This is a genomic window from Thioalkalivibrio sp. ALD1, from assembly GCF_000381245.1.
Classification (GTDB): Bacteria; Pseudomonadota; Gammaproteobacteria; order Ectothiorhodospirales; family Ectothiorhodospiraceae; genus Thioalkalivibrio.
The window spans coordinates 14,172-38,278 of the sequence record NZ_KB906243.1 but is presented as its reverse complement, the minus strand read 5'-3'; the positions used below and the strand labels follow the sequence as shown (position 1 = coordinate 38,278).

General features: G+C 66.3%; 27 protein-coding genes. 14 read left to right on the top strand and 13 right to left on the bottom strand.

Going from position 1 to position 24,107, the window contains the following annotated elements; translation table 11 throughout:
- The first annotated feature begins 115 nt into the window (after positions 1-115).
- A complete protein-coding gene (locus F623_RS0107475; RefSeq protein WP_026278715.1) occupies positions 116-865 on the top strand; it encodes a 1-acyl-sn-glycerol-3-phosphate acyltransferase in 750 nt (249 codons plus the stop codon).
- Positions 866-973: 108 nt separating this feature from the next.
- On the opposite strand, the gene F623_RS0107470 is transcribed toward F623_RS0107475, so the two are convergent.
- The 9 genes from F623_RS0107470 to F623_RS0107430 form a co-directional block, all read right to left on the bottom strand.
- Entirely contained in the window at positions 974-1,303 is a 330-nt protein-coding gene (locus F623_RS0107470; protein WP_018861899.1) for a hypothetical protein, read from the bottom strand.
- A 48-nt stretch (positions 1,304-1,351) separates the two neighbouring features.
- Positions 1,352-2,533, bottom strand: coding sequence for an alanine--glyoxylate aminotransferase family protein (locus F623_RS0107465; protein ID WP_018868450.1), 1,182 nt, complete (start codon positions 2,531-2,533; stop codon positions 1,352-1,354).
- 64 nt (positions 2,534-2,597) lie between these two features.
- Positions 2,598-3,863 (bottom strand): glycolate oxidase subunit GlcF, encoded by a 1,266-nt coding sequence (gene glcF, locus F623_RS0107460; RefSeq protein WP_018861897.1) that lies wholly within the window; start codon positions 3,861-3,863, stop codon positions 2,598-2,600.
- 3 nt (positions 3,864-3,866) lie between these two features.
- Positions 3,867-4,979 (bottom strand): glycolate oxidase subunit GlcE, encoded by a 1,113-nt coding sequence (gene glcE / locus F623_RS0107455; RefSeq protein WP_018861896.1) that lies wholly within the window; start codon positions 4,977-4,979, stop codon positions 3,867-3,869.
- A gap of 11 nt (positions 4,980-4,990) precedes the next feature.
- The gene (locus F623_RS0107450; protein WP_026278714.1) at positions 4,991-5,395 is read right to left on the bottom strand and encodes a DUF302 domain-containing protein; all 405 of its coding nucleotides are present in this window, start codon (positions 5,393-5,395) and stop codon (positions 4,991-4,993) included.
- A 27-nt stretch (positions 5,396-5,422) separates the two neighbouring features.
- Positions 5,423-8,215 carry a TRAP transporter permease gene (locus F623_RS0107445; RefSeq protein ID WP_018861894.1) on the bottom strand — a complete coding sequence of 931 codons (2,793 nt, stop codon included), beginning with the start codon at positions 8,213-8,215 and terminating at the stop codon, positions 5,423-5,425.
- Entirely contained in the window at positions 8,212-9,213 is a 1,002-nt protein-coding gene (locus tag F623_RS0107440; protein WP_018861893.1) for a TAXI family TRAP transporter solute-binding subunit, read from the bottom strand. The genes F623_RS0107445 and F623_RS0107440 overlap by 4 nt, the downstream gene beginning before the upstream one ends.
- A 234-nt stretch (positions 9,214-9,447) precedes the next feature.
- Positions 9,448-10,080 carry a PEP-CTERM sorting domain-containing protein gene (locus F623_RS0107435; protein ID WP_026278713.1) on the bottom strand — a complete coding sequence of 211 codons (633 nt, stop codon included), beginning with the start codon at positions 10,078-10,080 and terminating at the stop codon, positions 9,448-9,450.
- A gap of 345 nt (positions 10,081-10,425) precedes the next feature.
- Positions 10,426-11,115: a PEP-CTERM sorting domain-containing protein gene (locus F623_RS0107430; RefSeq protein WP_026278712.1), complete on the bottom strand. Its 690-nt coding sequence runs from the start codon at positions 11,113-11,115 to the stop codon at positions 10,426-10,428.
- Between the two features lie 586 nt (positions 11,116-11,701).
- On the opposite strand from F623_RS0107430, the gene glyA reads away from it, so the two are divergent.
- The 5 genes from glyA to ribBA all read left to right on the top strand — a co-directional run bounded on the left by glyA (position 11,702) and on the right by ribBA (position 16,666).
- Entirely contained in the window at positions 11,702-12,961 is a 1,260-nt protein-coding gene (glyA, locus tag F623_RS0107425; RefSeq protein ID WP_018861890.1) for a serine hydroxymethyltransferase, read from the top strand.
- Between the two features lie 22 nt (positions 12,962-12,983).
- A complete protein-coding gene (gene nrdR, locus F623_RS0107420) occupies positions 12,984-13,535 on the top strand; it encodes a transcriptional regulator NrdR (protein WP_018861889.1) in 552 nt (183 codons plus the stop codon).
- Complete coding sequence (gene ribD, locus F623_RS0107415) at positions 13,535-14,710, top strand: bifunctional diaminohydroxyphosphoribosylaminopyrimidine deaminase/5-amino-6-(5-phosphoribosylamino)uracil reductase RibD (protein ID WP_018861888.1); 1,176 nt, start codon at positions 13,535-13,537, stop codon at positions 14,708-14,710. Before nrdR ends, ribD begins: the two co-directional genes overlap by 1 nt.
- Positions 14,711-14,848: 138 nt before the next feature.
- Positions 14,849-15,532, top strand: a complete 684-nt coding sequence (locus F623_RS0107410; protein ID WP_018861887.1) for a riboflavin synthase — start codon at positions 14,849-14,851, stop codon at positions 15,530-15,532.
- A 27-nt stretch (positions 15,533-15,559) separates the two neighbouring features.
- Positions 15,560-16,666, top strand: a complete 1,107-nt coding sequence (gene ribBA, locus F623_RS0107405) for a bifunctional 3,4-dihydroxy-2-butanone-4-phosphate synthase/GTP cyclohydrolase II (RefSeq protein ID WP_018861886.1) — start codon at positions 15,560-15,562, stop codon at positions 16,664-16,666.
- 45 nt (positions 16,667-16,711) lie between these two features.
- Here ribBA and F623_RS13490 read toward each other — a convergent pair whose 3' ends face one another.
- The gene (locus tag F623_RS13490) at positions 16,712-16,876 is read right to left on the bottom strand and encodes a hypothetical protein (protein ID WP_012983248.1); all 165 of its coding nucleotides are present in this window, start codon (positions 16,874-16,876) and stop codon (positions 16,712-16,714) included.
- 3 nt (positions 16,877-16,879) lie between these two features.
- On the bottom strand, positions 16,880-17,926 hold the full coding sequence (locus tag F623_RS0107395; protein ID WP_018861885.1) for a folate-binding protein YgfZ: 1,047 nt from the start codon (positions 17,924-17,926) through the stop codon (positions 16,880-16,882).
- 188 nt (positions 17,927-18,114) lie between these two features.
- Between F623_RS0107395 and sdhC the strand changes: the two genes are divergently transcribed.
- The 8 genes from sdhC to F623_RS0107355 all read left to right on the top strand — a co-directional run bounded on the left by sdhC (position 18,115) and on the right by F623_RS0107355 (position 23,478).
- Positions 18,115-18,495, top strand: a complete 381-nt coding sequence (gene sdhC / locus F623_RS0107390) for a succinate dehydrogenase, cytochrome b556 subunit (protein ID WP_018861884.1) — start codon at positions 18,115-18,117, stop codon at positions 18,493-18,495.
- The gene (gene sdhD, locus F623_RS0107385; protein WP_018861883.1) at positions 18,492-18,830 is read left to right on the top strand and encodes a succinate dehydrogenase, hydrophobic membrane anchor protein; all 339 of its coding nucleotides are present in this window, start codon (positions 18,492-18,494) and stop codon (positions 18,828-18,830) included. Before sdhC ends, sdhD begins: the two co-directional genes overlap by 4 nt.
- A complete protein-coding gene (gene sdhA, locus F623_RS0107380; RefSeq protein WP_018861882.1) occupies positions 18,827-20,602 on the top strand; it encodes a succinate dehydrogenase flavoprotein subunit in 1,776 nt (591 codons plus the stop codon). The genes sdhD and sdhA overlap by 4 nt, the downstream gene beginning before the upstream one ends.
- Before the next feature lie 151 nt (positions 20,603-20,753).
- Positions 20,754-21,455, top strand: coding sequence for a succinate dehydrogenase iron-sulfur subunit (locus tag F623_RS0107375; protein ID WP_018861881.1), 702 nt, complete (start codon positions 20,754-20,756; stop codon positions 21,453-21,455).
- Complete coding sequence (locus F623_RS0107370; RefSeq protein WP_018175480.1) at positions 21,455-21,709, top strand: succinate dehydrogenase assembly factor 2; 255 nt, start codon at positions 21,455-21,457, stop codon at positions 21,707-21,709. Before F623_RS0107375 ends, F623_RS0107370 begins: the two co-directional genes overlap by 1 nt.
- Positions 21,663-22,616, top strand: a complete 954-nt coding sequence (locus tag F623_RS0107365; protein WP_018861880.1) for a NifU family protein — start codon at positions 21,663-21,665, stop codon at positions 22,614-22,616. The genes F623_RS0107370 and F623_RS0107365 overlap by 47 nt, the downstream gene beginning before the upstream one ends.
- Positions 22,617-22,661: 45 nt before the next feature.
- Positions 22,662-23,075 carry an ATP-binding protein gene (locus tag F623_RS0107360; RefSeq protein ID WP_018861879.1) on the top strand — a complete coding sequence of 138 codons (414 nt, stop codon included), beginning with the start codon at positions 22,662-22,664 and terminating at the stop codon, positions 23,073-23,075.
- A 67-nt stretch (positions 23,076-23,142) separates the two neighbouring features.
- Positions 23,143-23,478, top strand: a complete 336-nt coding sequence (locus F623_RS0107355) for an STAS domain-containing protein (RefSeq protein ID WP_018861878.1) — start codon at positions 23,143-23,145, stop codon at positions 23,476-23,478.
- A 45-nt stretch (positions 23,479-23,523) separates the two neighbouring features.
- On the opposite strand, the gene F623_RS0107350 is transcribed toward F623_RS0107355, so the two are convergent.
- Both F623_RS0107350 and F623_RS0107345 read right to left on the bottom strand, forming a co-directional pair.
- Entirely contained in the window at positions 23,524-23,727 is a 204-nt protein-coding gene (locus F623_RS0107350) for a hypothetical protein (RefSeq protein WP_018861877.1), read from the bottom strand.
- Between the two features lie 44 nt (positions 23,728-23,771).
- Positions 23,772-23,996: a hypothetical protein gene (locus F623_RS0107345; protein WP_018138473.1), complete on the bottom strand. Its 225-nt coding sequence runs from the start codon at positions 23,994-23,996 to the stop codon at positions 23,772-23,774.
- Positions 23,997-24,107: the final 111 nt, after the last annotated feature.

Below are 24,107 nucleotides of genomic sequence, written 5' to 3'. Positions count from 1 at the left end.
GGACAGGGGTCTTGTGGGCCGCCAGGACCAGGATTGATGTTTTCCGGGTGCGGCCACGCATTCGCCAGCCAGGGATCGCAACATGATGGGAAACCTGCGGGCATCGGGTAGGCTGATGCGCATTCTCCTGCACCTGCTGAAGGGCGTTTGGCTGACCTGGCGCATGTCGCGCCGGGGTGATGACTTCGAGACGCGCAGCCGCATCCGCCGCGACTGGTACGACCGTGCGCTGTGGCTGGCGGGCGTGCGTTTCCGCCCGACCGGTACTCCGCCGGAACGGGCCTCGCTGGTGGTCGCCAACCACGTTTCCTGGCTGGACATCCCGTTGATCGGTGCGGCCGTGGATCCATGCTTTCTGTCCAAGGACGAGATTGCCCGCTGGCCGGTGATCGGCTGGCTGGCGCGGCAGCATGACACGCGTTTCATCCGCCGTGGCGCGGGCGAGGCCAACGCCCACATCGAGGCCATGCGCGAGGGCCTCGACGAGGGTCGGCACTTCGTGGTGTTCCCGGAAGGGACGACCAGTCGCGGGCAGGGCGTGCGCCGCTTCCACCCGCGCCTGTTTGCCGCGGTGGCCGAGAACGGCCATCCGGTGCAGCCGGTAGCGCTGGACTACGAGCGCCCCGAGGGCGGCCCGGTCCCGGTTGCCTACGCCGACGACGACCGCCTGCTTGCCAACGCCTGGCGCCTGCTGTGCCGCCGCGAGACACGGGTGCGGGTGCATTTCCTGGAGCCTATCGAAACCGCTGACGAGGATCGTCGCTCGCTGGCCGAGGCCTCGCGGTCCGCGATCGTCGACCGACTGGGGCTTCCTGCAAAGCCTCTGGATCCACCCGCCGCGAAGCGAAGAAGAAAGGCGCACTGACCGCAAGGGTCAGCACGCGACACAACCCGGTTCTACCCGCCGAACCAGGCAGCCCTGACCCGGAGGCGGTGAAGCGATGATCCGGGAGGATGACTGGGCCGAGGGGTGTCAGCCGCGCGAGGAGAGGGCCTCGTCGTTGTAGGCGGCGTCGATGGTGACGATGGTCTTCTCGACCAGGCGGAAGCCCTCGACCGGGGCGTCGTCGGCCATGTACTTCAGCCGCAGCGGGCCGATGGCCTTTACCGCCTCGGCACGCTCCAGGGTGGTGTCCGGGCCGTCGGCACCGGCACCGTCCATCAGCGTGGTCAGCACCTCGGCCGCGATCGGGTTGCGGTGCTGGCCTGCACGGGCCTTTTCCAGGGTGCTGGCGGGGTCGCCGTCCAGGAAGACCCCATCCATGTTCTCGTCCAGGTACTGCAGCAGTTCGGAAAGCGTCATGTTGCGTCTCCCGCAGGTTCGTTATCGGCTCGGGCGGTCTGTCTGGCCCTACGCTTGTTTGTAGCTCGCACGGGCGGCGGCCAGGGCCTGGCCCGGCTTCACCGCGCCCATGTCGGCCAGTACCGCCTCCAGCGCGGACAGGCACAGCGACACGTTGCGCTCGTTCGCACCATGGCCCATCAGGCCGATGCGCCAGACCTTGCCGGCATAGGGGCCGAGCCCGGCGCCGATCTCGAGGTTGTAGCGCTCCAGCAGCTCCGAACGCACGGCGGCCTCGTCTACGCCTTCGGGGACGTGTACGGCGTTGAGCTGCGGCAGGCGGTGGGCCTCGTCGACCAGGAACGTCAGGCCCATCGCCTCGAGGCCCGCGCGCAGTGCCGCGTGGTGGCGGGCGTGGCGGTCCCAGCTGTTCTCCAGGCCTTCCTCGGCGAGGATGACCAGCGACTCGTGCAGCGCGTAAAGGGCGTTGATCGGCGCGGTGTGGTGGTAGGCGCGCTTGCCGCCACCACCCCAGTAGCCCATCACCAGGTTCAGGTCGAGGAACCAGCTCTGCACCTTGTGGCTGCGCGCCTGGATGCGCTCCACCGCGCGCTGGCTGAAGCTGACCGGCGACAGACCCGGGGTGCAGGACAGGCACTTCTGGCTGCCGGAGTAGATCGCATCCACGCCCCAGTCGTCGACCTTCAGCGGGCTGCCGCCCAGGCTGGTGACGGCGTCCACGATGGTCAGGCAGTCGTGTTCGCGGGCCATCCGGCACAGGGTCTCGACATCGGAGCAGGCTCCGGTGGAGGTCTCGGCATGCACGAAGGCCAGGATCTTCGCGTCCGGGTTGCCCTTCAGTGCGTCCTCGACCTTGTCCGGGGAGACCGGGGCGCCCCAGTCATCCTCGACCACCACGGCGGTGCCGCCGCAGCGCTCAACGTTCTCCTTCATGCGCGTGCCGAATACGCCATTGATGCAGACGATCACCTTGTCGCCCGGCTCCACCAGGTTGGCGAAGCAGGTCTCCATGCCGGCGGAGCCGGGGGCGGAGACCGGCAGGGTCAGTGCGTTGTTGGTCTGGAACGCGTACTGCAGCAGGCCCTTCATCTCCTCCATCATGCCGACGAACACCGGGTCCAGATGGCCGATGATCGGGCGGCTCATCGCGCTCAGCACGCGCGGGTTCACGTCGGAGGGGCCGGGGCCCATCAGGGTGCGCTGCGGGGGGAGAAAGGATTTTGCCTGCATGGATGCGTCTACCGGATTGGAAAAGGGGGAATCTAGTTCGCCGCAGGGGCCCGGGCAAGCGCCCCTACGCACCGGCGGGAGTTGTCGGGCAATGGCGCTCGAGCAGCGTCAGCCAGTGCTCGACCGGGGTGTCGGTCCCGGACTGGAGATGCGTCTGGCAGCCGACGTTGGCGGTCACGATGCGCGCGGGCGCGGCGGCCTCCAGGTTGCCCAGCTTGCGGGTACGCAGTCGGGCGGCCATGGTCGGCTGGGTGATCGAGTAGGTCCCTGCCGAGCCGCAGCACAGGTGAGGCTCGGCTGCGGGTGTCAGCTCGAAGCCGGCCGCCTGCAGAAGCGGCTCTACGTGCCCGGCCAGGCGCTGGCCATGTTGCAGGGTGCAGGGGGCGTGCCAGGCGATCGGGTCGTGGCCCTGCGGCGCTCGAATGCCCAGCGTCTGGATGGCAGCCGGGGTGAACAGCTCCACCGGGTCGCGTACGCACTCGGAAACGGTGCGTGCGCGTTCCGCGTAGTCGGGGTCGCCAGCCAGCAGGTGGCCGTAGTCGCGCAGCATTACGCTACAGCCACTGGCGGTGCTGACCACTGCGTCCACGCCCTGATCGAGCACGCCTTTCCAGGCGTCGAGGTTGGCGCGCACCCGTTGCCGGGCGCGCTCCTCGAACGCCAGGTGATGTTCGACCGCGCCGCAGCAACGCGTTTCAGCGATTTCCACGACGTCGATGCCGAGGCGCCCCAGCAGGTTCTTCAGCGAGGCGTTGGTGCGCGCGTCAATCGCGTCATGCACGCAGCCAGCCAGCAGCAGGATGCGCCCGTGGGGAAAGCCTTCCAGCGCTTGCGAAGGGGCCGGTTGCGTCGCTTTTTTGGCGTCCTGTCGCTCGGGTACCCGGCGGCGCAGGGTCGCGGGCAGGGCGGGGCGCACCAGGCGCCCCAGCCCCAGGGCCATTCGGAACGGCCAGCGTGCGGGCAGGGCCCGGGCCAGCAGACCACGCAGGGCCCGCTCGCGCCAGTTCCGGTCGAGGTCGTGCTCGATCACCTCCCGGCCATAGGCGACCAGGTGGTTGTAGTCCACCCCGGAAGGGCAGGTGGTCATGCAGTTGAGGCAGGTCAGGCAGCGGTCCAGGTGGGTACGCGCGGTCGGGTTGGCCTCGCCGGACTCGAGGATTTCCTTGATCTGGTAGATGCGCCCGCGCGGCCCGTCGACCTCGTCGCCCAGTTCCTGATAGGTCGGGCAGGTCGCGTTGCAGAAGCCACAGTGTACGCAGGCGCGCAGCGCATCCTCCGCAATGCGTGCGGCCGGATCGTTCGCGAAGCGTTCGTGCAGTCGGGTCTCCATGGCTCAGGTCGCGCGCGGCCGGCGGGCACGGGGGTTCGGCAGCAGGGGGGCGAAGAAGACGCCGTCCGGGTCCAGGGCCTCGCGCAGACGGCCTTCCAGAGTCTCCAGACCATCGCCGCGCGGGTGCAGTCGGGGCACGTCCGGGGCGTCGCCCAACCACAGGCGGGCATGCCCCCCGGCCGCGGTCACCGCACGGCGCACCGTCTCCGGGGATTCCGTTGTGCGCAGCCAGCGTTCGGCACCGCCCCAGTTCATCAGCCACTCGCCGGTCAGTGCGAGTGGTTCCGTCGCCGGTGGCAGGCTGATCCGCCACAGTCGGGCGTTAGCAGCCAGTTCGTCAGCGAAAAAGGGCAGGCTGCGGTCCCTGAGCCCGTTCCAGAAGCCCCGGGCCGGGTCGCCCGGTTCTGCGTCGATGCGCTGGATGGCCTCGTCCACCGCCTCCTCGCCGCCGCCAAGACGGATATGGGTGACGCCCTCGTGCCAGGCGATTCCCGAGAACGGCCACCCGGTGCGCCCCCAGGCGCTGCAGCGCGCGACGAACGATTCGGCATCGTCTTCGCGTTGCAGGTAGCGCTCGCAGGCCGGTCGTGGCAGCAGCTTGAAGCTTGTCTCCAGGATCAGCCCAAGACCGCCCAGGCTGCCGCACATCAGGCGCGAAACATCGAAGCCCGCGACATTCTTCATAACCTGCCCGCCGAACTGCAGAATCTCGCCGCGCCCGTTCACGATCCGGGTGCCCAGCACCGCGTCGCGCAGCGCAGCCGCCCATGGCCGGCGTGGCCCCGAGAGCCCCAGCGCGACCATGCCACCGACGCTGGATTCCGGTGCACCCAGCGCGGGCTCGAAGGGGAGCATCATGCCGACCTCGGCCAGGGCTTGGTCCAGGGTGACCACGGGGGTGCCGCTGCGTACGGTGACGACCAGTTCGCTCGGCTCCAGGGTCACGATACCCCGGTGTTCTCGGGTCTCCAGCTGGAGTACACCGGAGGGGAGGCCATCGGGGAAGCTCTGTTCACCATGCTGGCGACCACCGCGCAGGGCAATTCGTGTCCCGGCCACGCTGGCCTCGCGGATCGCCTCCGCGAGCGGAGCAGCATGGTCCTTGGTGTCGGTCACGGGAGGGTGACTCAGCCGGTTTCCAGTGCCTGGCGCACCCGCTCTAGACGTTCCCGTACATCGCTGGCGAGGGCTTCGACACCGGGTTTGTCGACCAGGCTCATTACTGCCACCGGGTCCATGAAACCAACCGTGCAGGTGCCGTCCTGGTTGTCCTGCACCAGGACGTTGCAGGGCAGAAGCAGCCCGATGTTGGGATCGGCCTCGATGGCGTGGCGGGCGAGGTGCGGATTGCAGGCACCGAGAATGCGGTAGGGACGATGGTCGAGGTCCAGTTTCTTCTTGAAAGCGGCGGCTACGTCGATCTCGCTGAGGATGCCGAAGCCCTCCTCGCCCAGTGCAGCCGTCGTGCGCTCAATGGTCGTATCCATCGATTCGTTCACGACCACGTTGAAGCTATATCTTGGTTGTTCCATGGTGCAGTCGTCCTGTCGGGATGGGATTCACGCGCTGAGTGCGGGGGCCGTCGCGGTCGGCCCGGTGGGCGGCTCGCGCCGGCGCTGGTTCCAGGCCACCAGCAGTGCCGGCAGCAGACCCGGAAGGTACCACCAGTAGGGGCTCGGACGGTCCGTCTCCACGAGCACACTGGTAATCGTCCAGCCACCTTCCAAGCCTACCCGCCCGGCCGGACTGCCGAAAGCAACCGTCTGAATGCGAGCCTTTTCCGCGTCCTCGTCGAAGGTTACGTCGAGCCCGGCATCGGCCAGGCGTTCGCGTGGCTCCAGATCCGGGTCACCCAGCGGGAACATCACGGTACGGGTAACTTCGCGGCCCTCCAGGTCGATGCCGGTGGCCTCCACCCGCAGCGAGTCGCGGTCCGGGATGGTTTCCACCACCTCGAACAGCTGATCGGCCGGCAGGCGTTCGTACGGATCGACCACTCGGTCCATCAGCACGGTCGGGGCCAGCAGCACGATTGCGGTGACCAGCAAAAGTGCCGACTCCCAGTATCGGTTGCGGGTCAGGAACCATCCCTGAGTCGCCGCGGTGAACGCGAGGATACCCGCCAGCGAACCGAGGAAGACAAGCGTCAGCTGGAACACGTTGTCCACACCGATCAGTAGCAACTGGCTGTTGAAGATGAAGAAGAACGGCAGTGCGATCGTACGCAGACTGTAGGCGAAGGCCTGCAGACCGGTGCGAATGGGGTCCGCCTTCGCGACAGCTGCACCGGCGAAGGAGGCCAGGCCCACGGGTGGCGTCACGTCCGCCATGATGCCGAAATAGAACACGAACAGGTGTGCGGCAATGAGCGGGATCAGGATCTCGTTCTGTGCCCCCAGCTCGACGATCACCGGGGCCATCAAGGTTGCGACCACGATGTAGTTCGCGGTCGTAGGGAGTCCCAGGCCCAGCACCAGGCTGATCAGTGCGGTCAGCAGCAGCACCATTAGCAGGTTGCCGCCGGAGAGGGTGTCGACCAGATCTGTCAGCACCAGACCGACCCCGGTCATCGCGACGGTGCCGACAATGATCCCGGCCGCTGCGGTCGCGACACCGATGCCGATCATGTTGCGCGCACCGGTCTCGAATCCCTGGAACAGCTCCCATACGCCGACCCAGGCCGCCTGGGCGAGCCGGCCCTGGCGCCGGAACAGCGCCACCAGCGGCCGCTGGGTCAGCACGATGAAGATCATGAACGCAACGGCCCAGAAGGCGGATAGCCCGGGCGACAGGCGTTCCACGACCAGGGCCCAGACGAGTACCACCAGGGGCAGCACATAGTGCAGGCCGCCCAGCACCGTGGGCAGCACGCGCGGCAGGGGGCGTTCGGTATCCAGCGGCTCCGCTTCCGGCTCGTGGGCAGCAATCCACAGCAGCACCAGGTAGGCGGTAAACAGCAGACCGGCGATGATCCAGGCGGCCGCGTCGCCGGCCACGTCCTTGATCCAGCCGAGCCCCCAGTACACCGCGGCGGCGAGGATGATCAGGCTGGAGACAGTGATCCCGAAGCTGATCAGGCGGCCCCGCCAGGTGGTGACAGTGGCGCGCTTGAGCCCCTCCATGCCGTTCTTGCACGCCTCCAGGTGCACGATGTAGATCAGCGCGATATAGGCGATCAGGGCCGGAAGGATCGCGTGCTTGAGGACCTCGACATAAGGGATGCCGACGTATTCGACCATCAGGAACGCAGCGGCCCCCATGACCGGTGGCATCAATTGTCCGTTCACCGAACTGGCGACCTCCACGGCCCCGGCCTTGTGTGGTGCAAAGCCGATCCTCTTCATCAGCGGCACGGTGAAGGTCCCGGTGGTGACGACGTTGGCGATGGACGAGCCCGAGACAACGCCGGTCATCCCCGAGGCCATCACCGCCGCCTTGGCCGGGCCACCGCGCAGATGCCCCAGCAGGGAGAAGGCGACCCGGATGAAGTAGTCGCCCGCGCCGGCTCGTTCCAGCAGCGCGCCGAACAGTACGAACAGGAATACGAAGCTGGTCGAGACCCCGAGCGCGATTCCGAACACGCCCTCGTTGGACAGCCACTGCTGGGCCATCGCGCGCGGGTAGCTGGCACCGCGGTGGGCAATCAGGTCCGGCATGATCGGGCCGGCGAAGGTGTAGAACAGGAAGATCGCGGCGATGATCGTCAGTGCCGGACCCAGTACGCGACGAGTGGCCTCCAGCAGCAGGATCAGGCCGATCCCGGCCACAATCAGGTCGACATCCGTCGGGGCCCCCGGGCGATCGGCCAGCTCGCTGTGGAACAGATACAGATACAGCGCGCTGAAGGCCGCGATTGCCGCAAACATCCAGTCGGTCAATGGTACGTGGTGGATGGGGTCGCGGCCGCGCAATAGTGGCAACGCAATCACCAGCAGGGTCAGGCCGATGATCACATAGACCTCGGCCAGGCGTTCCAGGCCCAGTAGCTGCCAGGTCCCGAGCACCATCAGCGACAGCCCGCCCAGGGCATAGATCAGGCCGATCGCACGTGGCCAGGATGCGTGGCGAGTGCCCGGACGGATCGCGGGAAACAGCAGGTAGGCCAGGAATACCGCAAACGCAAGATGAATCGAGCGCGCCTCGGTGTCCGAGACCACGAAGAAGTCCAGCCAGTCGCCCAGGGGCGAGGCAATCCAGATCTGGAACAGGGACCAGGCCACGGCAGTCAGCCAGATCAGGCTGCGCGTGGGGCGTCCTGGATGACGGGCGCCGGATTCCAGTTCCTGGGCGGTCTCGGCCGCCTTGTCCGCCGATTCCGTGGCGGGTTCGGTCGTCCCCCTGGTCTCGCTCATTCAATCAACCCCGCTTCACGGAAGTAGCGTTGGGCCCCCGGGTGCAGGGGGGCCGACAGTCCCTCGTCCACCATCGTCTCGCGTTCCAGCGGTGCGAAAGCCGGGTGAAGGCCGCGAAAGGTCTCGAAGTTCTCGAAAACCGCGCGGGTGATCTCGTATACAGCCCGGTCCGAGGTGCGGGTCGAGGTGACCAGTGTGGCGCCGACACCGTAGGTGTGTATGTCGTCGTCCTGGCCGGGGTAGGTGCCGGCCGGGATCACGGCTCGCAGGTAGTAGGGGGTCTCCTCGACCAACTGGTCGACGGTTGTCCCCGTGATCGAAACCAGGCGGGCGTCGCAGGTTGCGATGGGCTCCTGGATCGCGGCCGAGGGATGCCCAACCGAAAAGACAAAGGCATCGATGCGGTTGTCGCACAGTGCCTGGGCCTGTTCGCGGGAGGGCAGTTCGCTGACCCGGCGGAAGGTGGCATGGTCCCAATCCAGTGCTTCCATCAGGTCTTCCATCAGGATGCGCTGGCCGGAGCCCGGGTTGCCGATGTTGACGCGCTTGCCGGGCAGGTCATCCAGGCCCTCGATACCCGAGTCGGGGCGTACCACCAGCGTCAGGGGTTCGGCATGCAAGCTGAAGACCGCTCGCAAGTGGGCGGCGGGGCCAAATTCCTCGAAGCGCCCGGAGCCCCGGTAGGCGTGGTGCTGAAGATCCGACTGCGCGACACCGAAATCCATGTCGCCCGAACGGATCATGTTGAGATTGAATACCGAGCCGCCGGTACTTTCGGCCGTACAGCGCATCCCGTGTTCGCCGCGCCGGGTGTTGAACAGGCGGCACAGATGCTGTCCCGCCGGATAGTACACCCCGGTTACACCGCCGGTGCCGATGTTGATGAATCGAGACTCGGCTTGCGCGGTGGGGGCAACAAGCAGGCCGACAAGAGCAAGCAATGGCAGCAGGCGTTGCAGCCATGGTCGGTTGGCTCTCGGCACACTGGATCGACTCATACGCCCTCCGGGGTTATGCCGGGAATGAATCGCGGCAGTGCCGAGGATTCTAGGGAGACGCAGATCAAATAGCACGTTCGCCTTCAGGTCGATCTTGCCAGTGGGCCGGAGCGATGAGGGCAATCCTCATTCGGGAAGTCTGGGGTCCCGCGCAGGACAGCCCTCCGTCAGATGCACGAGCACGCCCGGCGGGCGTGCTCGTGATTGCTTGGTGGCGGGTCGCAGGAAGTTGGGTCAAACCGGAGAACTGGGCCCCAATCGTCGGTTGCGGCGTAGAACCAGCCCGAGCAGCCCGAGTCCCAGGCCCATCAGCAGCATCGTCCGGGGTTCGGGGACGGTGCCGGCCGCGCCCGAACGGTAATAGACGCTGATATGCGAGATGTTGCGCGTGGCCATGCCGGGATAATCGAACGGGGGCTGGGTAAAGGGGCTGTTGTAGCTGCCACTCATGCCGGTCATCAGGAACCCGACCAGGTTGGTGCCGCTGCCATGGTTGAACAGGAACAACAGGTCGCCGTATTCCCATTCCGCATCCAGGGCCCATTGGCCACTGTGGCGATTGCCGTCAAAGCTGGCGAGGGTCGAGCTGTTTGTGCCGGGAGAGGTCCAGCGGCCGTCGAACAGCCAGTCGCTGAACCCGAAAAATCCCGTACCCCCGGCAGTATTGACCAGCCAGCTCGAGGGGTCCCCGGCGGTGAAGTCGGCAGCCGCACCATCCAGGGGCGACAGGATCTGACAGCCGGCATTGTTGGTGACGCGGTCAGCGACACTGCCGGACAGGGCACTGCAGTCGAGAAGGGCGGCCTGGGTGGTCCCGGAGAGCGACAGGCTCAACAGGAGCAACGTCCCGGCCAAGAACGAGGGCAAAGGCTTGGATGACATCGGACCTACCTCCATGGGACCAAAGTCCCTCCATGGTTTGTAGTGTTTCCCTCATGAATGCGGCTGTGGCCGACATCGCCCGAAAGTGCCATCACTCACCGAGAGGTAATTAAGCATGGTCCATGCCAATTTGGGGGTGTTGCGGTGATTGGGTTCTCAAAACAACGGGTTGTAGCGAATGGTGCGGAGGGACCAGCGGACGATCAGGGTTCAGGTGTAAAAAATCCCGACATGGCCGGCGGCGGCCGGGCACATGCATCGCTGGCCAGAAGACTTGAACGCGAAGATGGCGCCACGTGGCGCCATCTTCGTGTTGTGCAGTGGGGATGCTCAGGCCGCAATCGAGCCCTTGTGCGCTTTGCGCCGGAAGACGATACCCAGCAAGCCCAGCCCCAGGCCCAGCAGCAGCAGGGTACGGGGTTCGGGGACCGGTACGCCCGGACGGTAGTAAATACTCACATGCGAGATATCCCTGTCATTCCCCGCGCCCGGCAGCGGGAAGGGCGGACTGGTGAACGGCGTGGCGTAGGAGCCGCTGAAGCCGGTCATCAGGAAGCCGGTCAGGTTGGTGCTGCCGCCGTCCTTGAACAGGAATAGCAGGTCGCCGTAGACGAAGCTCGGATCGAGCGTCCAGGTCCCGCTCTGCGCGTGGCCGTTCAGAGTGACCAGGTTGAGGGTCGGGTCCGCCGGATCGAATTCCAGGGGATCGCCATTGCTGTCCGGCGGGTCTTCCCAGCGTCCATCGTATTGCCAGTTGCTGATGCCGAAGAAGCCCGTGCCACCGGCCGTGTTGACGATCCAGTTGGAGGGGTCGCCCCCTACGGGGTCATTCACATTCCCGCCCAGCGGAGAAAGAATCTGGCAGCCGATGTTGGTGGTCACGCGATTCTGTACGCCCCCGTCCAGGTTGGCGCAGTCGAGCAACGGGTCAATTACGGCAGACTGCGCGGCGCCGGAAAATCCCAGGCCCAGCAAGAAGACCGCACTCGCGAAATAGGGTGTCAATCGTGTTGGTTTCATTTTGTTGGCCTCCCCGGGGGTATTGCCTCCGGGAAAATGCGCGGTTCCGGACAGTCCGGTCCTCCTGCATATGAATTCGAAGCAGAAACGGTGCCATGTTGGATGGTGCGGAAAATCGGTTTGGAAAAACATACGCATAGCCGTATATTCCAGATGCTGTCGCGAATCAGTCGCAGTGGATGCGTAAAGAAATACGACACTGTTGTTACTGTGGTTGAATCAATGTAGCCATTGCAGGCGAAGGGAGTGCACCTGGAGTCGGGTTGGCCGCTTTCGAGTCCGGGTTGGTGTAAAGAAACTGGACAAGGGGGGCGCGAGCAGGGTGTCCCATGTCGCGAACGCGGTGATGACGGCGGCATTAGCGAATGAGATCGTCGGGTGTATCGTTCTGAAAAAATTGCAATAAAGTCGTTCAGGTACGGCATGTCGGTCCGCCGCCGGCAGGTCGACGCCGCAGCGCCGGCCTGAAAAAAAGACCCGCATCCCCTATCATTACGCGTCTTTGTTTCCCCCTTCCCTGGCCTGCGCCGGTGAGTCGGCGCGCCGGGAAACCGAATCCACGAAAGTAATGAAACGGGAGATCCGAATGTTTTCGATCGACATGAGCATCCACGGCTACGACGATGAACTCTGGGGCGCGATCAGCAAGGAGGCGCAGCGCCAGGAAGAGCACATCGAGCTGATCGCCTCCGAGAACTACACCAGCCCGCGCGTGATGGAGGCCCAGGGCTCCGTGCTGACCAACAAGTACGCCGAGGGCTATCCGGGCAAGCGCTACTACGGTGGCTGCGAGTACGTGGATATCGTTGAACAGCTTGCGATCGATCGCCTCAAGGAGCTCTACGGTGCCGACTACGCGAACGTGCAGCCGCATTCCGGCTCGCAGGCGAACGCAGCCGTGTACATGGCCCTGCTGCAGCCGCATGACACCGTGCTCGGCATGAGCCTGGACGCCGGCGGTCACCTGACCCACGGTGCCAAGCCGAACTTCTCCGGCAAGATCTACAACGCGGTGCAGTACGGCATCACCGACGAGGGCCTGATCGACTACGACGAGGTCCAGAGCCTGGCCACCGAGCACCAGCCGAAGATGATTGTCGCCGGCTTTTCCGCCTACTCGCGCGTGGTCGACTGGAAGCGCTTCCGCGAGATCGCCGATTCCGTGGGCGCCTACCTGATGGTGGACATGGCCCACGTTTCCGGCCTGATCGCCGCCGGCGAATATCCGAACCCGATCGACCACGCCCACGTGGTCACCTCGACCACGCACAAGTCCCTGCGCGGGCCGCGTGGCGGCTTCATCATCACCAAGGGTCAGCCGGAGCTGAACAAGAAGTTCCAGTCGCTGATCTTCCCGGGGACCCAGGGCGGCCCGCTGATGCACGTGATCGCCGGCAAGGCGGTGGCGTTCAAGGAGGCCCTGGAGCCGGAATTCAAGACCTACCAGAAGCAGGTGATCGCCAACGCCCGCGCGATGGCCGAGGTCCTGGTCGAGCGCGGCTACGACATCGTCTCCGGCGGCACTGACAACCACCTGTTCCTGCTGAGCCTGGTGTCCAAGGGCATGACCGGCAAGGCCGCGGACGCCGCGCTGGGTCGCGCCAACATCACGGTCAACAAGAACGCGGTGCCGAACGACCCGCAGTCCCCGTTCGTGACCTCCGGCATCCGCATCGGCACCGCCGCGCTGACCACCCGTGGCTTCACCGAGGCCGAGTCGCGCGAGCTGGCCGGCTGGATCGCCGACGTGCTGGACGACCACGAGAACGAGCAGGTGATCGACGCGACCCGCGACAAGGTCGTCGAGATCTGCCGCCGCTTCCCGGTCTATGGCGCCCCCGAATAACGCGGCGTAGCGGCGGCCTGCCATGCGCTGCCCGGCCTGTGGCGCCCACGACACCCGTGTGGTGGACTCGCGGGTGGCCGGCCCGGAGCAGGAACAGATCCGGCGCCGGCGCGAGTGCCGCGAATGCCGGGCGCGGTTCACCACCTTCGAACGGGCGGAGTTCAGCCTGCCGCGGGTGGTCAAGCGCTCCGGCGAGCGCGTCGCCTTCGACGAGGACAAGCTGCGCAGCGGTCTGCGCCGGGCGCTGCACAAGCGCCCGGTGAAGACCGAGGATGTCGAGCGCGTGATCGACGACATCAAGCGCCAGCTCGCCTCCCTGGCGGCCCCCGAGGTCAAGTCCGACCGTATTGGCGAGATGGTCCTGGCGGCCTTGCATGCCCTGGACCATGTGGCCTATATCCGTTTTGCCTCCATCTATCTGAGCTTTGCCAGCGTGCAATCCTTCCGCGAGGCCATCGAACGGCTCGAGGATGACCTGACGCCGGAGATGCGCCGTTCACAGCTGCGCCTGATCGATGAAGGACTCTCCGACACGGATACCGCCGCGTCGGGGGATTCGCAGGAGGACGACTGATGGCACAGCCGGGACACGAGCAGGCGGTGGACGATCGACTCCACATGGCGCGGGCGCTGGAGCTGGCCGATCTGGGCCGCTTCAGTGCCGATCCCAATCCTCGGGTGGGCTGTGTGCTGGTACGCGATGACGAGGTCGTCGGAGAGGGGCTGCACTGGCGTGCCGGCGAGCCGCACGCCGAGGTGAACGCCCTGCGCGCGGCCGGCGACGACGCGCGCGGGGCCACCGTCTACGTGACGCTCGAGCCGTGCAGTCATTACGGCCGCACCCCACCCTGCACCGAGGCGCTGATCCAGGCCGGAGTGGCCCGGGTCGTGATCGCGATGCAGGATCCGAATCCGCAGGTTTGTGGCGGCGGCATGGAGGCCCTGCGCGCGGCCGGGATCGAGGTCGAAACCGGGGTGCTCGAGGCCGAGGCGCGGGCGCTGAACCCGGGCTTTGTCCAGCGCATGGAGCAGGGACGCCCCTGGGTCCGGATCAAGCTCGCGGCGAGCCTGGACGGGCGCACGGCGATGGCCTCGGGCGAGTCGCGCTGGATTACCGGCGAGGCGGCGCGTCGCGACGTACAGCTGTGGCGGGCGCGCGCCGGGGCGATCCTGACCGGCAGCGGTACCGTGGTGGCCGACGACCCGCGCCTGACCGTGCGCATGAAACCGCACCAGCTGGCCGCCCAGGCCGGCTTCCCCGATGACCCGCACTACTCGGATCTGCCGACCCGCCAGCCGCTCAGGGTGATCCTGGATGCCCGTCTGCGCACGCCCCCCGGCGCCCAGATCCTGAAGAGCGGCCCTGTGTGGGTCCTGACCGGGCCGGATGCCGCGCGCTCGCCGGCGGCCGATACCTTGCGCGGGCACGGCGCGGACGTGCGTCCGATCGCATTGGCCAGCGACTCGCCCGAGGGCGGGCTGGATCTCGGCGAGGTGCTGGCGGAACTGGCGCGGGCCGAGGTCAACGAGCTGCATGTGGAGTCCGGCCCGGGCCTCGCCGGGGCCTTGGCCCGCGGGGGCTGGGTGGACGAGTGGCTGTTGTACCAGGCGCCGTTGCTGCTGGGCTCGAGTGCCCGCCCGCTTGTGGAGTGGCCGCTGGCGCGCATGGACGAGCGCGCGGAGCTGGAGATCCTCGAAAGCCGCTGGGTCGGCGACAGCCTGCGCCTGCGGGCCCGCCCGCGCTCCTGATGGTCCGATCGTCCTGTGCCTTGTCGGGTGCTAAATCCATACGTCCTCCATCGTGTGGTGCGAACGCCTTCGCGTTTCCCTAAGATGGGCGGCTCGCGGCACCCTCTCCCGGGGCGGCCTGCAACTGAAACAAGGCCCATGTTCACCGGAATCATCGAGACCCTCGGCAGCCTGGATCGCCTGACGCCTAGTGGCGGCGACGTACGCCTGTACGTGGATGCCCCCGGAATGGACCTGTCGGACACGCGCCTGGGCGATTCCATCGCGGTGAACGGCGTGTGCCTAACCGTGACCGACCTGACAGCCGCGGGCTTCGCCGCCGATGTCTCGCGCGAGTCCCTGAACGTGACCACGCTGGGCGGGCTGGAGCCCGGCGACCGGGTTAACCTGGAGCGGGCGCTGGCCCTGGGCGACCGCCTCGGCGGCCACATGGTCTCGGGCCACGTCGATGGCGTGGGCGAGGTGGTCGCGATGGAGCCGGACGCGCGCTCGACCCGCGTGCGCTTTCGTGCCCCCGCCGCGCTGGCGCGCTACATCGCGGCGAAGGGCTCGATCACCATCGACGGCACCAGCCTGACCGTGAATCAGGTCGACGGGGCCGAGTTCGAGGTCAACATCATCCCCCACACCTGGTCGCTGACCCGCTTCTCTGTGTACGCCGTGGGTACGCCGGTGAACCTGGAGGTCGACCTGATCGCCCGCTACCTGGAACGGTTGATGCTGGGCGAACGCGCGGCGGAGCCGGGCACGGACGCCGGCGATCTGTCCGAGGCCTGGCTGGCCGAACAGGGCTTCCCCAATCATCCCGGGCCGCGCGACTGAGCGCACGGCCCCCGACCGAAGGCACGCATGGAATTTTCCAATACCGAAACCATCCTCGAGGAACTGCAGGCCGGCCGCATGGTGGTCATCGTCGACGACGAGGACCGCGAGAACGAGGGCGATCTGCTGATGCTCGCCTCGCATGTGCGCCCCGAGGACATCAACTTCATGGCCAAGTATGGCCGCGGGCTGATCTGCCTGACGCTGACCCGCGAGCGCTGCAAGCAGCTCGCGCTTCCGCTGATGGTGACCGACACCAACGATGTGCACGGCACCAACTTCACGCTGTCCATCGAGGCCGCCGAGGGCGTGACTACGGGTATTTCTGCCTATGACCGCGCGCACACGATTCGCACGGCCGTGGCGCCAAACGCGCAGCCGGGCGACATCGTCCAGCCGGGGCATGTGTTCCCGCTGATGGCGCAGCCGGGCGGGGTGATCGTGCGCGCCGGCCATACCGAGGCCGGCTGCGACCTTGCGCGCCTGGCCGGGGCCGAGCCGGCCGCGGTGATCGTGGAGATCCTCAACGAGGACGGCACCATGGCGCGGCGCCCGGACCTCGAGCGCTTCTGTGCCGAACACGACCTGAAGATGGGTACGATCGAGGATCTGATCCGCTACCGCATCGAGAACGAGAAGACCGTTCAGCGGGTCTCGGAGCGCCCGTTCCCGACCGCGCATGGTGAATTCCGCCTGCTGTCATTCCAGGACGAGGTCGACCACCAGCTGCACTTTGCGCTGGTGCGCGGGGAGCCGAATCCGGAGCAGGACACCCTGGTGCGCGTGCACCTGGAAAACACACTGCATGACACCCTGGGCTATGCCGGCCCGGATCGTGGCTGGCCGCTGGACGATGCCCTGCGCCGCATCGACGAGGCCGGCGAGGGGGTTGTGGTGGTGCTGCGCAAGCACGAGAGCGCCGAGGCCCTGGCGCAGCGGCTGGAACAGCTCGGGCAGCCTCAGCAGGAGGAGCGCGGAGGGCGCGAGAATTCGGCCGAGTGGCGCATGTACGGCATCGGTGCGCAGATTCTGGCCGACTGCGGTGTGGGCCGCATGCAGCTGATGTCAGCGCCCAAGCGCTTCCATGGCCTGGGCGGTTTCGGGCTCGAGGTCGTCGACTACATTCACGAATAGCCCGGGCTACGAATAGCGCAGGGAGCTCTGCGTGATGCGTCCGCGCTATATCACCCCGTCCAGGCGCAGGTAGCCGATCAGGAACAGCACGGCGAGGACCCCGGCCAGCACGTATAGCCAGTTGGACAGCGTGGGGTTGTTGGGGCGGCTGAAGAAGGCCGCCCACAGCGCCAGCAGGATCAGGACGAAAAAGAAGAACAGGAATCGCATGGATCAGGCTCCTTCCGGTACCGCGTAGGGCAGGTCGACGACCTCCGCCGGCGGACCGTCCGGTGACCCCCAGCGCAGTTCGCCTTGGGCAGCCGCGACCTGCAACACCGCCAGGGCCGAGTAGAGGCCGTCCGGGTGCAGCTCCGCGGCCACGATCTCGCCATCCGACTGCTCCGGCTTGCCGTCGGCGCGAAACACCGGCGAGCCCGGCTGCGGCGGCTCCGCGGCATGGATCGCCAGGCGGAACATGCGTCGCTTCAGCTTGCCGAGGTAGTGCATGCGGGCCACTACCTCCTGTCCCGGGTAGCAGCCTTTCTCGAAGTTGATCGCCCCCAGCGCGTGCAGGTTCAGCATCTGCGGCACGAACATCTCGCTGGTCGCCTCGACCACGGTCGGCATCCCGGCAAGGATGTCGAGCAATGCCCACTCGCGCGGCCCCACCGGGCCCGAGCGCACGTTCAGTTTGTCCCAGGCGTTGCGCATCGGCTCGAACTCGCCGAACAACTCGAAGCGCGGGTGCACCCCGGGTACGCGCACGATGGTCACACCGTCTTTTTCCACCACGTCGTCCACGTTCGCGGGACAGGCCCCCAGGGCGTTTTGCAATTCGGATTCCGCGTCGGGGCCGGAAAGCCCGAAGTGGATGCGCGAGTCGTCGGCGCGTTCGACTACCACATGGGCCCGCAGCACGAACATCCGCAGCCGCTTGGCGATCGTCTCCAGGCGGTCGGCCGGCATCTCCAGCAGGTAGCTGTCCGCGGTGCGCAGCACCCGAAACACCGCGTAGGCGCGCCCCTTCGGGCTGGAATAGCTGGAGATCTGGCTGTGGCTGGCATCGACCTGGGTGATGTCGTTGCCGAACTGGCCCTGCAGGAAGTCGGTCGCATCCTCGCCGCGGACCTCCAGCAGGCCCCGGTGGGACAGGTCGCAGATCACCTCGCCATTGATGGCCATGCGGCGTTCGCGCTCGGGGTTGCCGTAGTGCAGGAGGTCGTCGTCCTCGAACTCGGCCCCGGCGTCGATCAGGTGATTCTTCCAGTCTTCGCGCATCGAAAACTCTCCCGTGGCAGCGCGTCGTGTGTCCGTTCGGCTTGTGGCCTTGGGGACCCACGGCGGCGGATTGAGGTGGTAAGCTCAACACAGGTCGGGCGACCGGCTGAACCAAGCGGGTCGATAGTAGACGAACCTCTTGCAGGGTGTCAGCCCGACATTTTTTATCATCCGGTTTTGGGGGTGGCATGAGTTCTCCGGCACGGCCCGTTTTCCTGGATCTGCGCAAGATCCGCCTACCGCTGAATGCCGTGGTTTCCATCCTGCACCGTATTACCGGGATTCTCCTGATTCTCGCCATCCCCGTGCTGTTGTGGCTATTGGATCGCTCGCTGTCGAGCCCGGAGGGCTTTGCCCAGGTGGCCGCGATCATCCAGCATCCGGTTGGGCTGGCGCTGCTGCTGATCGGCCTGTGGTGGCTGCTGCATCACCTGTTCGCCGGGATTCGCTTTCTGCTGATGGAATTTGGTGTGGGCGAGGACCGGGCGGGCTCGCTGCGCACCGCACGTGATGCCCTGTACGCCGCGATCTTCGCCACATTCGCCGTTTGGCTGGGGTTGATCCTGTGAGGCTGCTGTCGGGGCAGGGGGCCTGGCTGCTGCAGCGCATCACGGCTGTCTATGTCGGGCTGTTCGTGATCGTGACCCTGGGCTATTTCCTGATCGCCCCGCCGGCGGATCACGCGGCCTGGGTGGCGGTGGTCGGGCACCCGGCTGTGGCGCTGGGCAGTTCGCTGTTTGTCGTGCTGCTGTTGTTGCATGCGTGGATCGGGCTGCGTGATGTCGTGCTCGATTACGCGAAGCCACTGGCACTGCGCCTGACCGTGCTGACCCTTGGCGCGGGTGCGCTCATCTTTCTGGGCCTGTGGGCCCTCTACCTCCTGATTCGAACGGGGCTTGCATGAACCTGACCCGGCGCAAATTCGACGCGCTGATTATCGGTGCCGGCGGCGCGGGCCTGCGTGCTGCGCTGCAGTTGTCCAATGGCGATGCCAAGGTCGCGGTGGTCTCCAAGGTGTTTCCCACGCGCTCACACACGGTGGCCGCGCAGGGCGGAGTGAATGCCGCGCTGGCCAACGTGCTGCCGGACTCCTGGCACTGGCACATGTTCGACACCGTGAAAGGCTCGGACTATCTGGGCGATCAGGACGCGATCGAGTACATGTGTCGCGCCGCATCCAAGGTGGTATACGAACTGGATCACTTCGGCGTGCCGTTCTCGCGCCTGGACAACGGCAATATCTATCAGCGTGCCTTCGGCGGGCAGAGCCAGAACTTTGGCCAGACTCAGGCGGCGCGCACCTGTGCGGCGGCCGATCGGACCGGGCACGCAATCCTGCATTCGCTGTACCAGCAGAACCTGCGCGCACGCACGCACTTTTTCGACGAGTACTTCGCGGTGGACCTGCTACGTGACGAACAGGGCTTCGTGCTCGGTGTGCTGGCCTTCGAGATCCTGACCGGCGAGCCGATCGTGATCGAGGCCAAGACCACGCTGATCGCCACCGGCGGGGCGGGGCAGTTGTTCCGCACCACCACCAACGCCCTGATCAATACCGGGGACGGCATGGCGATGGCCCTGCGAGCCGGGGTGCCGCTGGAGGACATGGAGTTCGTGCAGTTCCACCCGACCGGGATCGCCGGGCGCGGGATGCTGATTACCGAGGGTGCGCGCGGCGAGGGCGGGTTCCTGGTCAACGCCGATGGCGAGCGCTTCATGGAGCGCTATGCCCCGCGGGCGAAGGACCTGGCCTCGCGCGACGTGGTCAGCCGCTCCATTGCCACCGAGGTGCGCGAAGGCCGTGGCTGCGGACGCAACCGCGATCACGTATTGCTGGATCTGCGCCACCTTGGCGCAGACGCGATTCACCACCGGTTGCCGGGCATTCGCGAGGCGAGCATGACCTTTCTCGGCATCGACCCGATCGAAGCCCCGATCCCGGTGTTTCCCACCTGTCACTACAGCATGGGCGGTATCCCGACCAACTGCCTCGGGCAGGTGGTCGCGCCGGTCAAGGATACGCCGGAAGATCCAGTCCCCGGACTGTACGCGGCCGGCGAGGCGGCCTGTGTATCGGTGCATGGGGCCAACCGCCTCGGCGGCAATTCGCTTCTGGATATCCTCGTGTTCGGGCGCGCGGCCGCCAATCACATTCTTGAGTACCTTTCCGAGAACCGGTATCACCGGCCGCTGGATGAGGGCGCGGTGGAACGGGCAATGGCACGGCTCACACGCTGGGACCGCAAGGACCCGGGCGATGGTACGGCGGAACGCATCGAGCCGCTCCGGCGGGAGCTGCGCAAGGTAATGGAGGACCACTGCTCGGTGTTCCGCACCGACGAGGTGATGCGCGAGGGGGTGGAGAAGGTACGTGCCCTGCGCGAACGCCTGAACCACGCGGTGATTGCCGACCACTCGGCCACCTTTAACACCGCGCGGGTCGAGGCAATGGAGCTGGAGAACCTGATGGACTGCGCGCTCGCGACCATCCGTTCCGCGCTGGGGCGCGAGGAGAGCCGCGGGGCGCATTCGCGCATCGACTTCCCCGAGCGTGATGACCAGCACTGGCTCAAGCACAGCCTGTACTCGCTGGTGGACGACAGCCTGGACTACAAGCCGGTGCGTACCCAGCCGAACACCGTGGCCTCGTTCCCGCCGAAGGAGCGGGTCTATTGATCATCGACCGGTGCCGAAATACGGGGCCGTAGGATGCGTTTCGCGGGGCTCAACGCGCCCTGCGCACCCTGGGCTGTGCGAGGCAGGATGCGGCGATTCAGGGGCCCGGATTGAAATAGGCAACCTGTAGCAACGCTGACAGGAGAGACCATTGGAATTCTCGATCTACCGCTTCAACCCGGAGACGGACACGCTGCCGAAGATGCAGCGCTTCACCCTGCCCGACGACCAGGTCGAGCCAGGGATGATGCTGCTGGATGCCCTGCTGCTACTGAAGGAGCAGGACGATTCCCTGGGTTTTCGCCGCTCTTGCCAGCACGGGGTCTGTGGTTCCGACGGCATGAACATCAACGGCATGAACGGCCTGGCCTGCATCACGCCGCTGGCGGACCTGGAGGCGCCGGTCACGCTGCGCCCGTTCCCGGGGATGCCGGTGATCCGCGACCTGATCGTGGACATGGGCAACTTCTGGGAGCAGTACCGAAGAGCCGAGCCCTGGCTGATCAACGACAGCCCTGAGCCCGAGGTCGAACGCAAGCAGAGTCCGGACGATCGTGAAGAACTGGACGGACTGTACGAGTGCATCCTGTGCGGCTGTTGTTCCGCCGCCTGCCCGTCGTACTGGTGGAACCCGGACAAGTTCCTCGGCCCGGCCGCACTGCTGCAGGCCGCGCGCTTTATCCAGGACAGCCGCGACGAGGCCACCGATCACCGCCTGGCACAGCTGGACGATGCCTGGAAGCTTTACCGCTGCCACACCATCATGAACTGCACCCAGGTCTGCCCGAAGGGGCTGAACCCCAGCCGGGCGATCGGCGATATTCGCCGCACCATGCTGAAGAAATCGCTTTGATGGAACCCGACAGCCGTACCCGCTGGCGCTGCCGCCGCGGCATGCTGGAGAACGACTGGCTGCTCGGGCAGTTTCTCGCGCAGGGATATGCGCAACTGGACCAGGAGGGTCGCGATGCCTTCGAGCGCCTGCTCGACTACCCCGACAATGTGCTGCTGGATGTGGTCATGGGTCGCCAGACCACGGTGGATGACGGAATAGCCCGGCTTGTCCCGGCGATCCGCGCCGCCGCTGCGGCTGAGACTGCACCCTGACTCCGTTCTGCCACGGCTGACGCTAGCCGGGCAGATCCTGCTGGTCCTCGCCGTCTCCGGGTTTGTGCTGGTCTACAGCCCCTTGTGGATGCTGCTGCCGGTCTGGGGCCTGGCGGCGGTTGGCTGGTGGTGGCAGCGCCGTGCTGTGGCACCGGGCTGGGTCTGGCTGGGACAGACGCCGGAGGGGGATACCTGGGTGGCGACACTCGAGGGTCTGCGCCAGGAGCAGGTGACGTGGGTCGAATTGTTGCCCGACAGCCGGGTGCTGGCCGGGATGGTCCTGCTGGTGCTGCGCGAGCGGGACGGCGGCCGATTGATGCGGCTCTGGCTGCATGCCGCGCGCATGGATCGCGATGATCTGCGGCGGATGCGGGTCCGCCTGCGCTGGCCGCCGGTCGCGCCACCGGAATCCGGTTGGCGCGTGCGGCTTCGGGCCGGTCGGGAACGGGCCGTTGCTATACTGGCGCGAATGCGATCACGCGGAGGACCGACGATGGCGGGACCCGACAAGGCTCAGGTGATGGTGGATGTCTCCCACCTGCTGAACGACGACCCGGATCATGTGTACAGCGAGGACGAGCTGGACGCGATCGAGGAGCTCGATCCGGAACTGGCACTGCGCCTGGATCGGGCACAGACCTTCGCCGAGCGCGAGGCCGCCGATGTCCCGGCGGACGGGCCGATCGACGAGGACGCGGTGCGCGCGGCTGTCGAGGAGGCGCGTCGCATCCTGATGCAGGACGGCGGCGATATCGAGTTCGTGGAGCTCGACGGGCGCACTGTGCGTGTGCGGCTCAAGGGGGCCTGCGTGGGGTGTCCGCGTTCGACGCTGGACCTGAAGAACGTGGTCGAGCGCCTGGTGCGCTCGCGCGCGCCGGGCGTGGCAAGCGTCGCGAACACCTTTTGATTCGACGGGGCGGTCCGTGCGTCGGTCGCCATCAGGGAGTGCATGATGCAGCGGGCTTTCCGGATCCGGACTGAATTGCGGGAGATCCCGCACCTGGCCGAGCAGGTGGAAGCGTTCTGCGAGGAGGCGGGGATTTCGATGTCCTCGGTCTACCCGATCAATCTGGTGCTGGACGAGTGGCTGACCAATCTGATCACCTATGCCTTCGATGATGAGGCGGAGCACACGATCGAGGTGAATCTGTGCAAGGCGGACGACGGACTGACGATCACGGTCACCGACGATGGCCAGGCCTTCAATCCGCTGACCGATGCCCCCGAGGCCCAGCTCGACGGTGATATCGAGTCGCGTCAGGTCGGCGGGCTGGGGATCCACTTCATGAAGACGCTGATGGACGAGATCGACTATCACTCCGCCGATGGCGTCAATCGCCTGACCCTGCGCAAGCAGCCGGTCTGATCCGATTGCCGCTGGGCGAGTGGCGGGACGAGAGATCCACTCAACACAACACAGGCAAAGCGAACCGATGCAAGTCAACGAAGAGACGATCGACGGCGTGCTGGTCGTCAGTCCGGCCGGTCGCCTGGACAGCAATACGTCGCCGGAATTCGAGGCCCATCTGTTCCAGCGGATGGAGGAACACCCTTCGCTGGTGATTCGGTTCGGTGATGTCGACTACATCTCCAGCGCGGGGCTGCGGGTGATGCTGATGACCGCGAAGAAGATCAAGCAGAACGGGGGGCGACTGGTGTTGTGCGAGATCGGGGATCCGATACGCGAGGTGTTCGAGATCAGCGGTTTCCTGACCATCCTCGAGGTGTGCGATGACCCCCGCGGGGCGGTGGAGCGCGTCAACGCTTGACGGAAACACCCGGCCCGGGGACGGGCCGGGTCGTATATCGCGTGGTTAGTCCGCCGGAGGCATGTACTCGTGCCGTATGTGATCGGGCTGCGTGGGCAACTGGATCCCGGCCTCTTCCAGGGCCTCGGTCAGTTCTTCGCATTCGTCCAGTTCATCGGCGCGCTTTTTCAGCGTGGCCAGGGTATCGGAGGCCTCCGCCTCCGGCATTGTGATCACCAGTTCGCCGTTTTCGGCTTTTTCCAGGTGCATGGTGTCCTCCTTGCGGGTTCCGTGTACGTGCGAGAGGGCTCGGATCAGTCCTCGATCGATGGCTGCTTGGGCGCGTGCTCGTCGAAGGCATGCGGCGGCTGGCGGAATTCGTTCCCCAGCTCGTAGACGCCCTGCTGCAGTACGGAGCCGAGCGCGCGCGCCCCGTTGCTGATCTCGCCCTCAAGCTCGGTGATGTTCTCCGCGATGCTCTCGGCGGTCTTCTTGTCGATCTTCAGGGTCAGGGTCCCGTCCTTCAGTGTGGCCTCCATGTCGTGCTCCTTGTCGTCTGGTGGGTGACTGGTGGCCCGATCGGCCCGTCGGGCTGGCGGGAAGCAATTGATCTGCCTCAAACCGCGTGCCTCGCGAATCCAGCATACTGC

Bases quoted from the DNA above. Each gene is read 5' to 3' on its own strand.
- F623_RS0107445 (WP_018861894.1), bottom strand. From the start codon at position 8,215: ATGAGCGAGACCAGGGGGACGACCGAACCCGCCACGGAATCGGCGGAC.
- F623_RS0107440 (WP_018861893.1), bottom strand. From the start codon at position 9,213: ATGAGTCGATCCAGTGTGCCGAGAGCCAACCGACCATGGCTGCAACGC.
- F623_RS0107470 (WP_018861899.1), bottom strand. From the start codon at position 1,303: ATGACGCTTTCCGAACTGCTGCAGTACCTGGACGAGAACATGGATGGG.
- glcF (WP_018861897.1), bottom strand. From the start codon at position 3,863: ATGGAGACCCGACTGCACGAACGCTTCGCGAACGATCCGGCCGCACGC.
- F623_RS0107370 (WP_018175480.1), top strand. From the start codon at position 21,455: ATGGAACCCGACAGCCGTACCCGCTGGCGCTGCCGCCGCGGCATGCTG.
- F623_RS0107430 (WP_026278712.1), bottom strand. From the start codon at position 11,115: ATGAAACCAACACGATTGACACCCTATTTCGCGAGTGCGGTCTTCTTG.
- F623_RS0107395 (WP_018861885.1), bottom strand. From the start codon at position 17,926: ATGCGCGAAGACTGGAAGAATCACCTGATCGACGCCGGGGCCGAGTTC.
- glyA (WP_018861890.1), top strand. From the start codon at position 11,702: ATGTTTTCGATCGACATGAGCATCCACGGCTACGACGATGAACTCTGG.
- ribBA (WP_018861886.1), top strand. From the start codon at position 15,560: ATGGAATTTTCCAATACCGAAACCATCCTCGAGGAACTGCAGGCCGGC.
- nrdR (WP_018861889.1), top strand. From the start codon at position 12,984: ATGCGCTGCCCGGCCTGTGGCGCCCACGACACCCGTGTGGTGGACTCG.
- F623_RS0107475 (WP_026278715.1), top strand. From the start codon at position 116: ATGCGCATTCTCCTGCACCTGCTGAAGGGCGTTTGGCTGACCTGGCGC.
- F623_RS0107410 (WP_018861887.1), top strand. From the start codon at position 14,849: ATGTTCACCGGAATCATCGAGACCCTCGGCAGCCTGGATCGCCTGACG.
- F623_RS0107465 (WP_018868450.1), bottom strand. From the start codon at position 2,533: ATGCAGGCAAAATCCTTTCTCCCCCCGCAGCGCACCCTGATGGGCCCC.
- F623_RS13490 (WP_012983248.1), bottom strand. From the start codon at position 16,876: ATGCGATTCCTGTTCTTCTTTTTCGTCCTGATCCTGCTGGCGCTGTGG.
- F623_RS0107345 (WP_018138473.1), bottom strand. From the start codon at position 23,996: ATGGAGGCCACACTGAAGGACGGGACCCTGACCCTGAAGATCGACAAG.
- sdhC (WP_018861884.1), top strand. From the start codon at position 18,115: ATGAGTTCTCCGGCACGGCCCGTTTTCCTGGATCTGCGCAAGATCCGC.
- sdhA (WP_018861882.1), top strand. From the start codon at position 18,827: ATGAACCTGACCCGGCGCAAATTCGACGCGCTGATTATCGGTGCCGGC.
- F623_RS0107350 (WP_018861877.1), bottom strand. From the start codon at position 23,727: ATGCACCTGGAAAAAGCCGAAAACGGCGAACTGGTGATCACAATGCCG.
- F623_RS0107450 (WP_026278714.1), bottom strand. From the start codon at position 5,395: ATGGAACAACCAAGATATAGCTTCAACGTGGTCGTGAACGAATCGATG.
- F623_RS0107355 (WP_018861878.1), top strand. From the start codon at position 23,143: ATGCAAGTCAACGAAGAGACGATCGACGGCGTGCTGGTCGTCAGTCCG.
- ribD (WP_018861888.1), top strand. From the start codon at position 13,535: ATGGCACAGCCGGGACACGAGCAGGCGGTGGACGATCGACTCCACATG.
- F623_RS0107360 (WP_018861879.1), top strand. From the start codon at position 22,662: ATGCAGCGGGCTTTCCGGATCCGGACTGAATTGCGGGAGATCCCGCAC.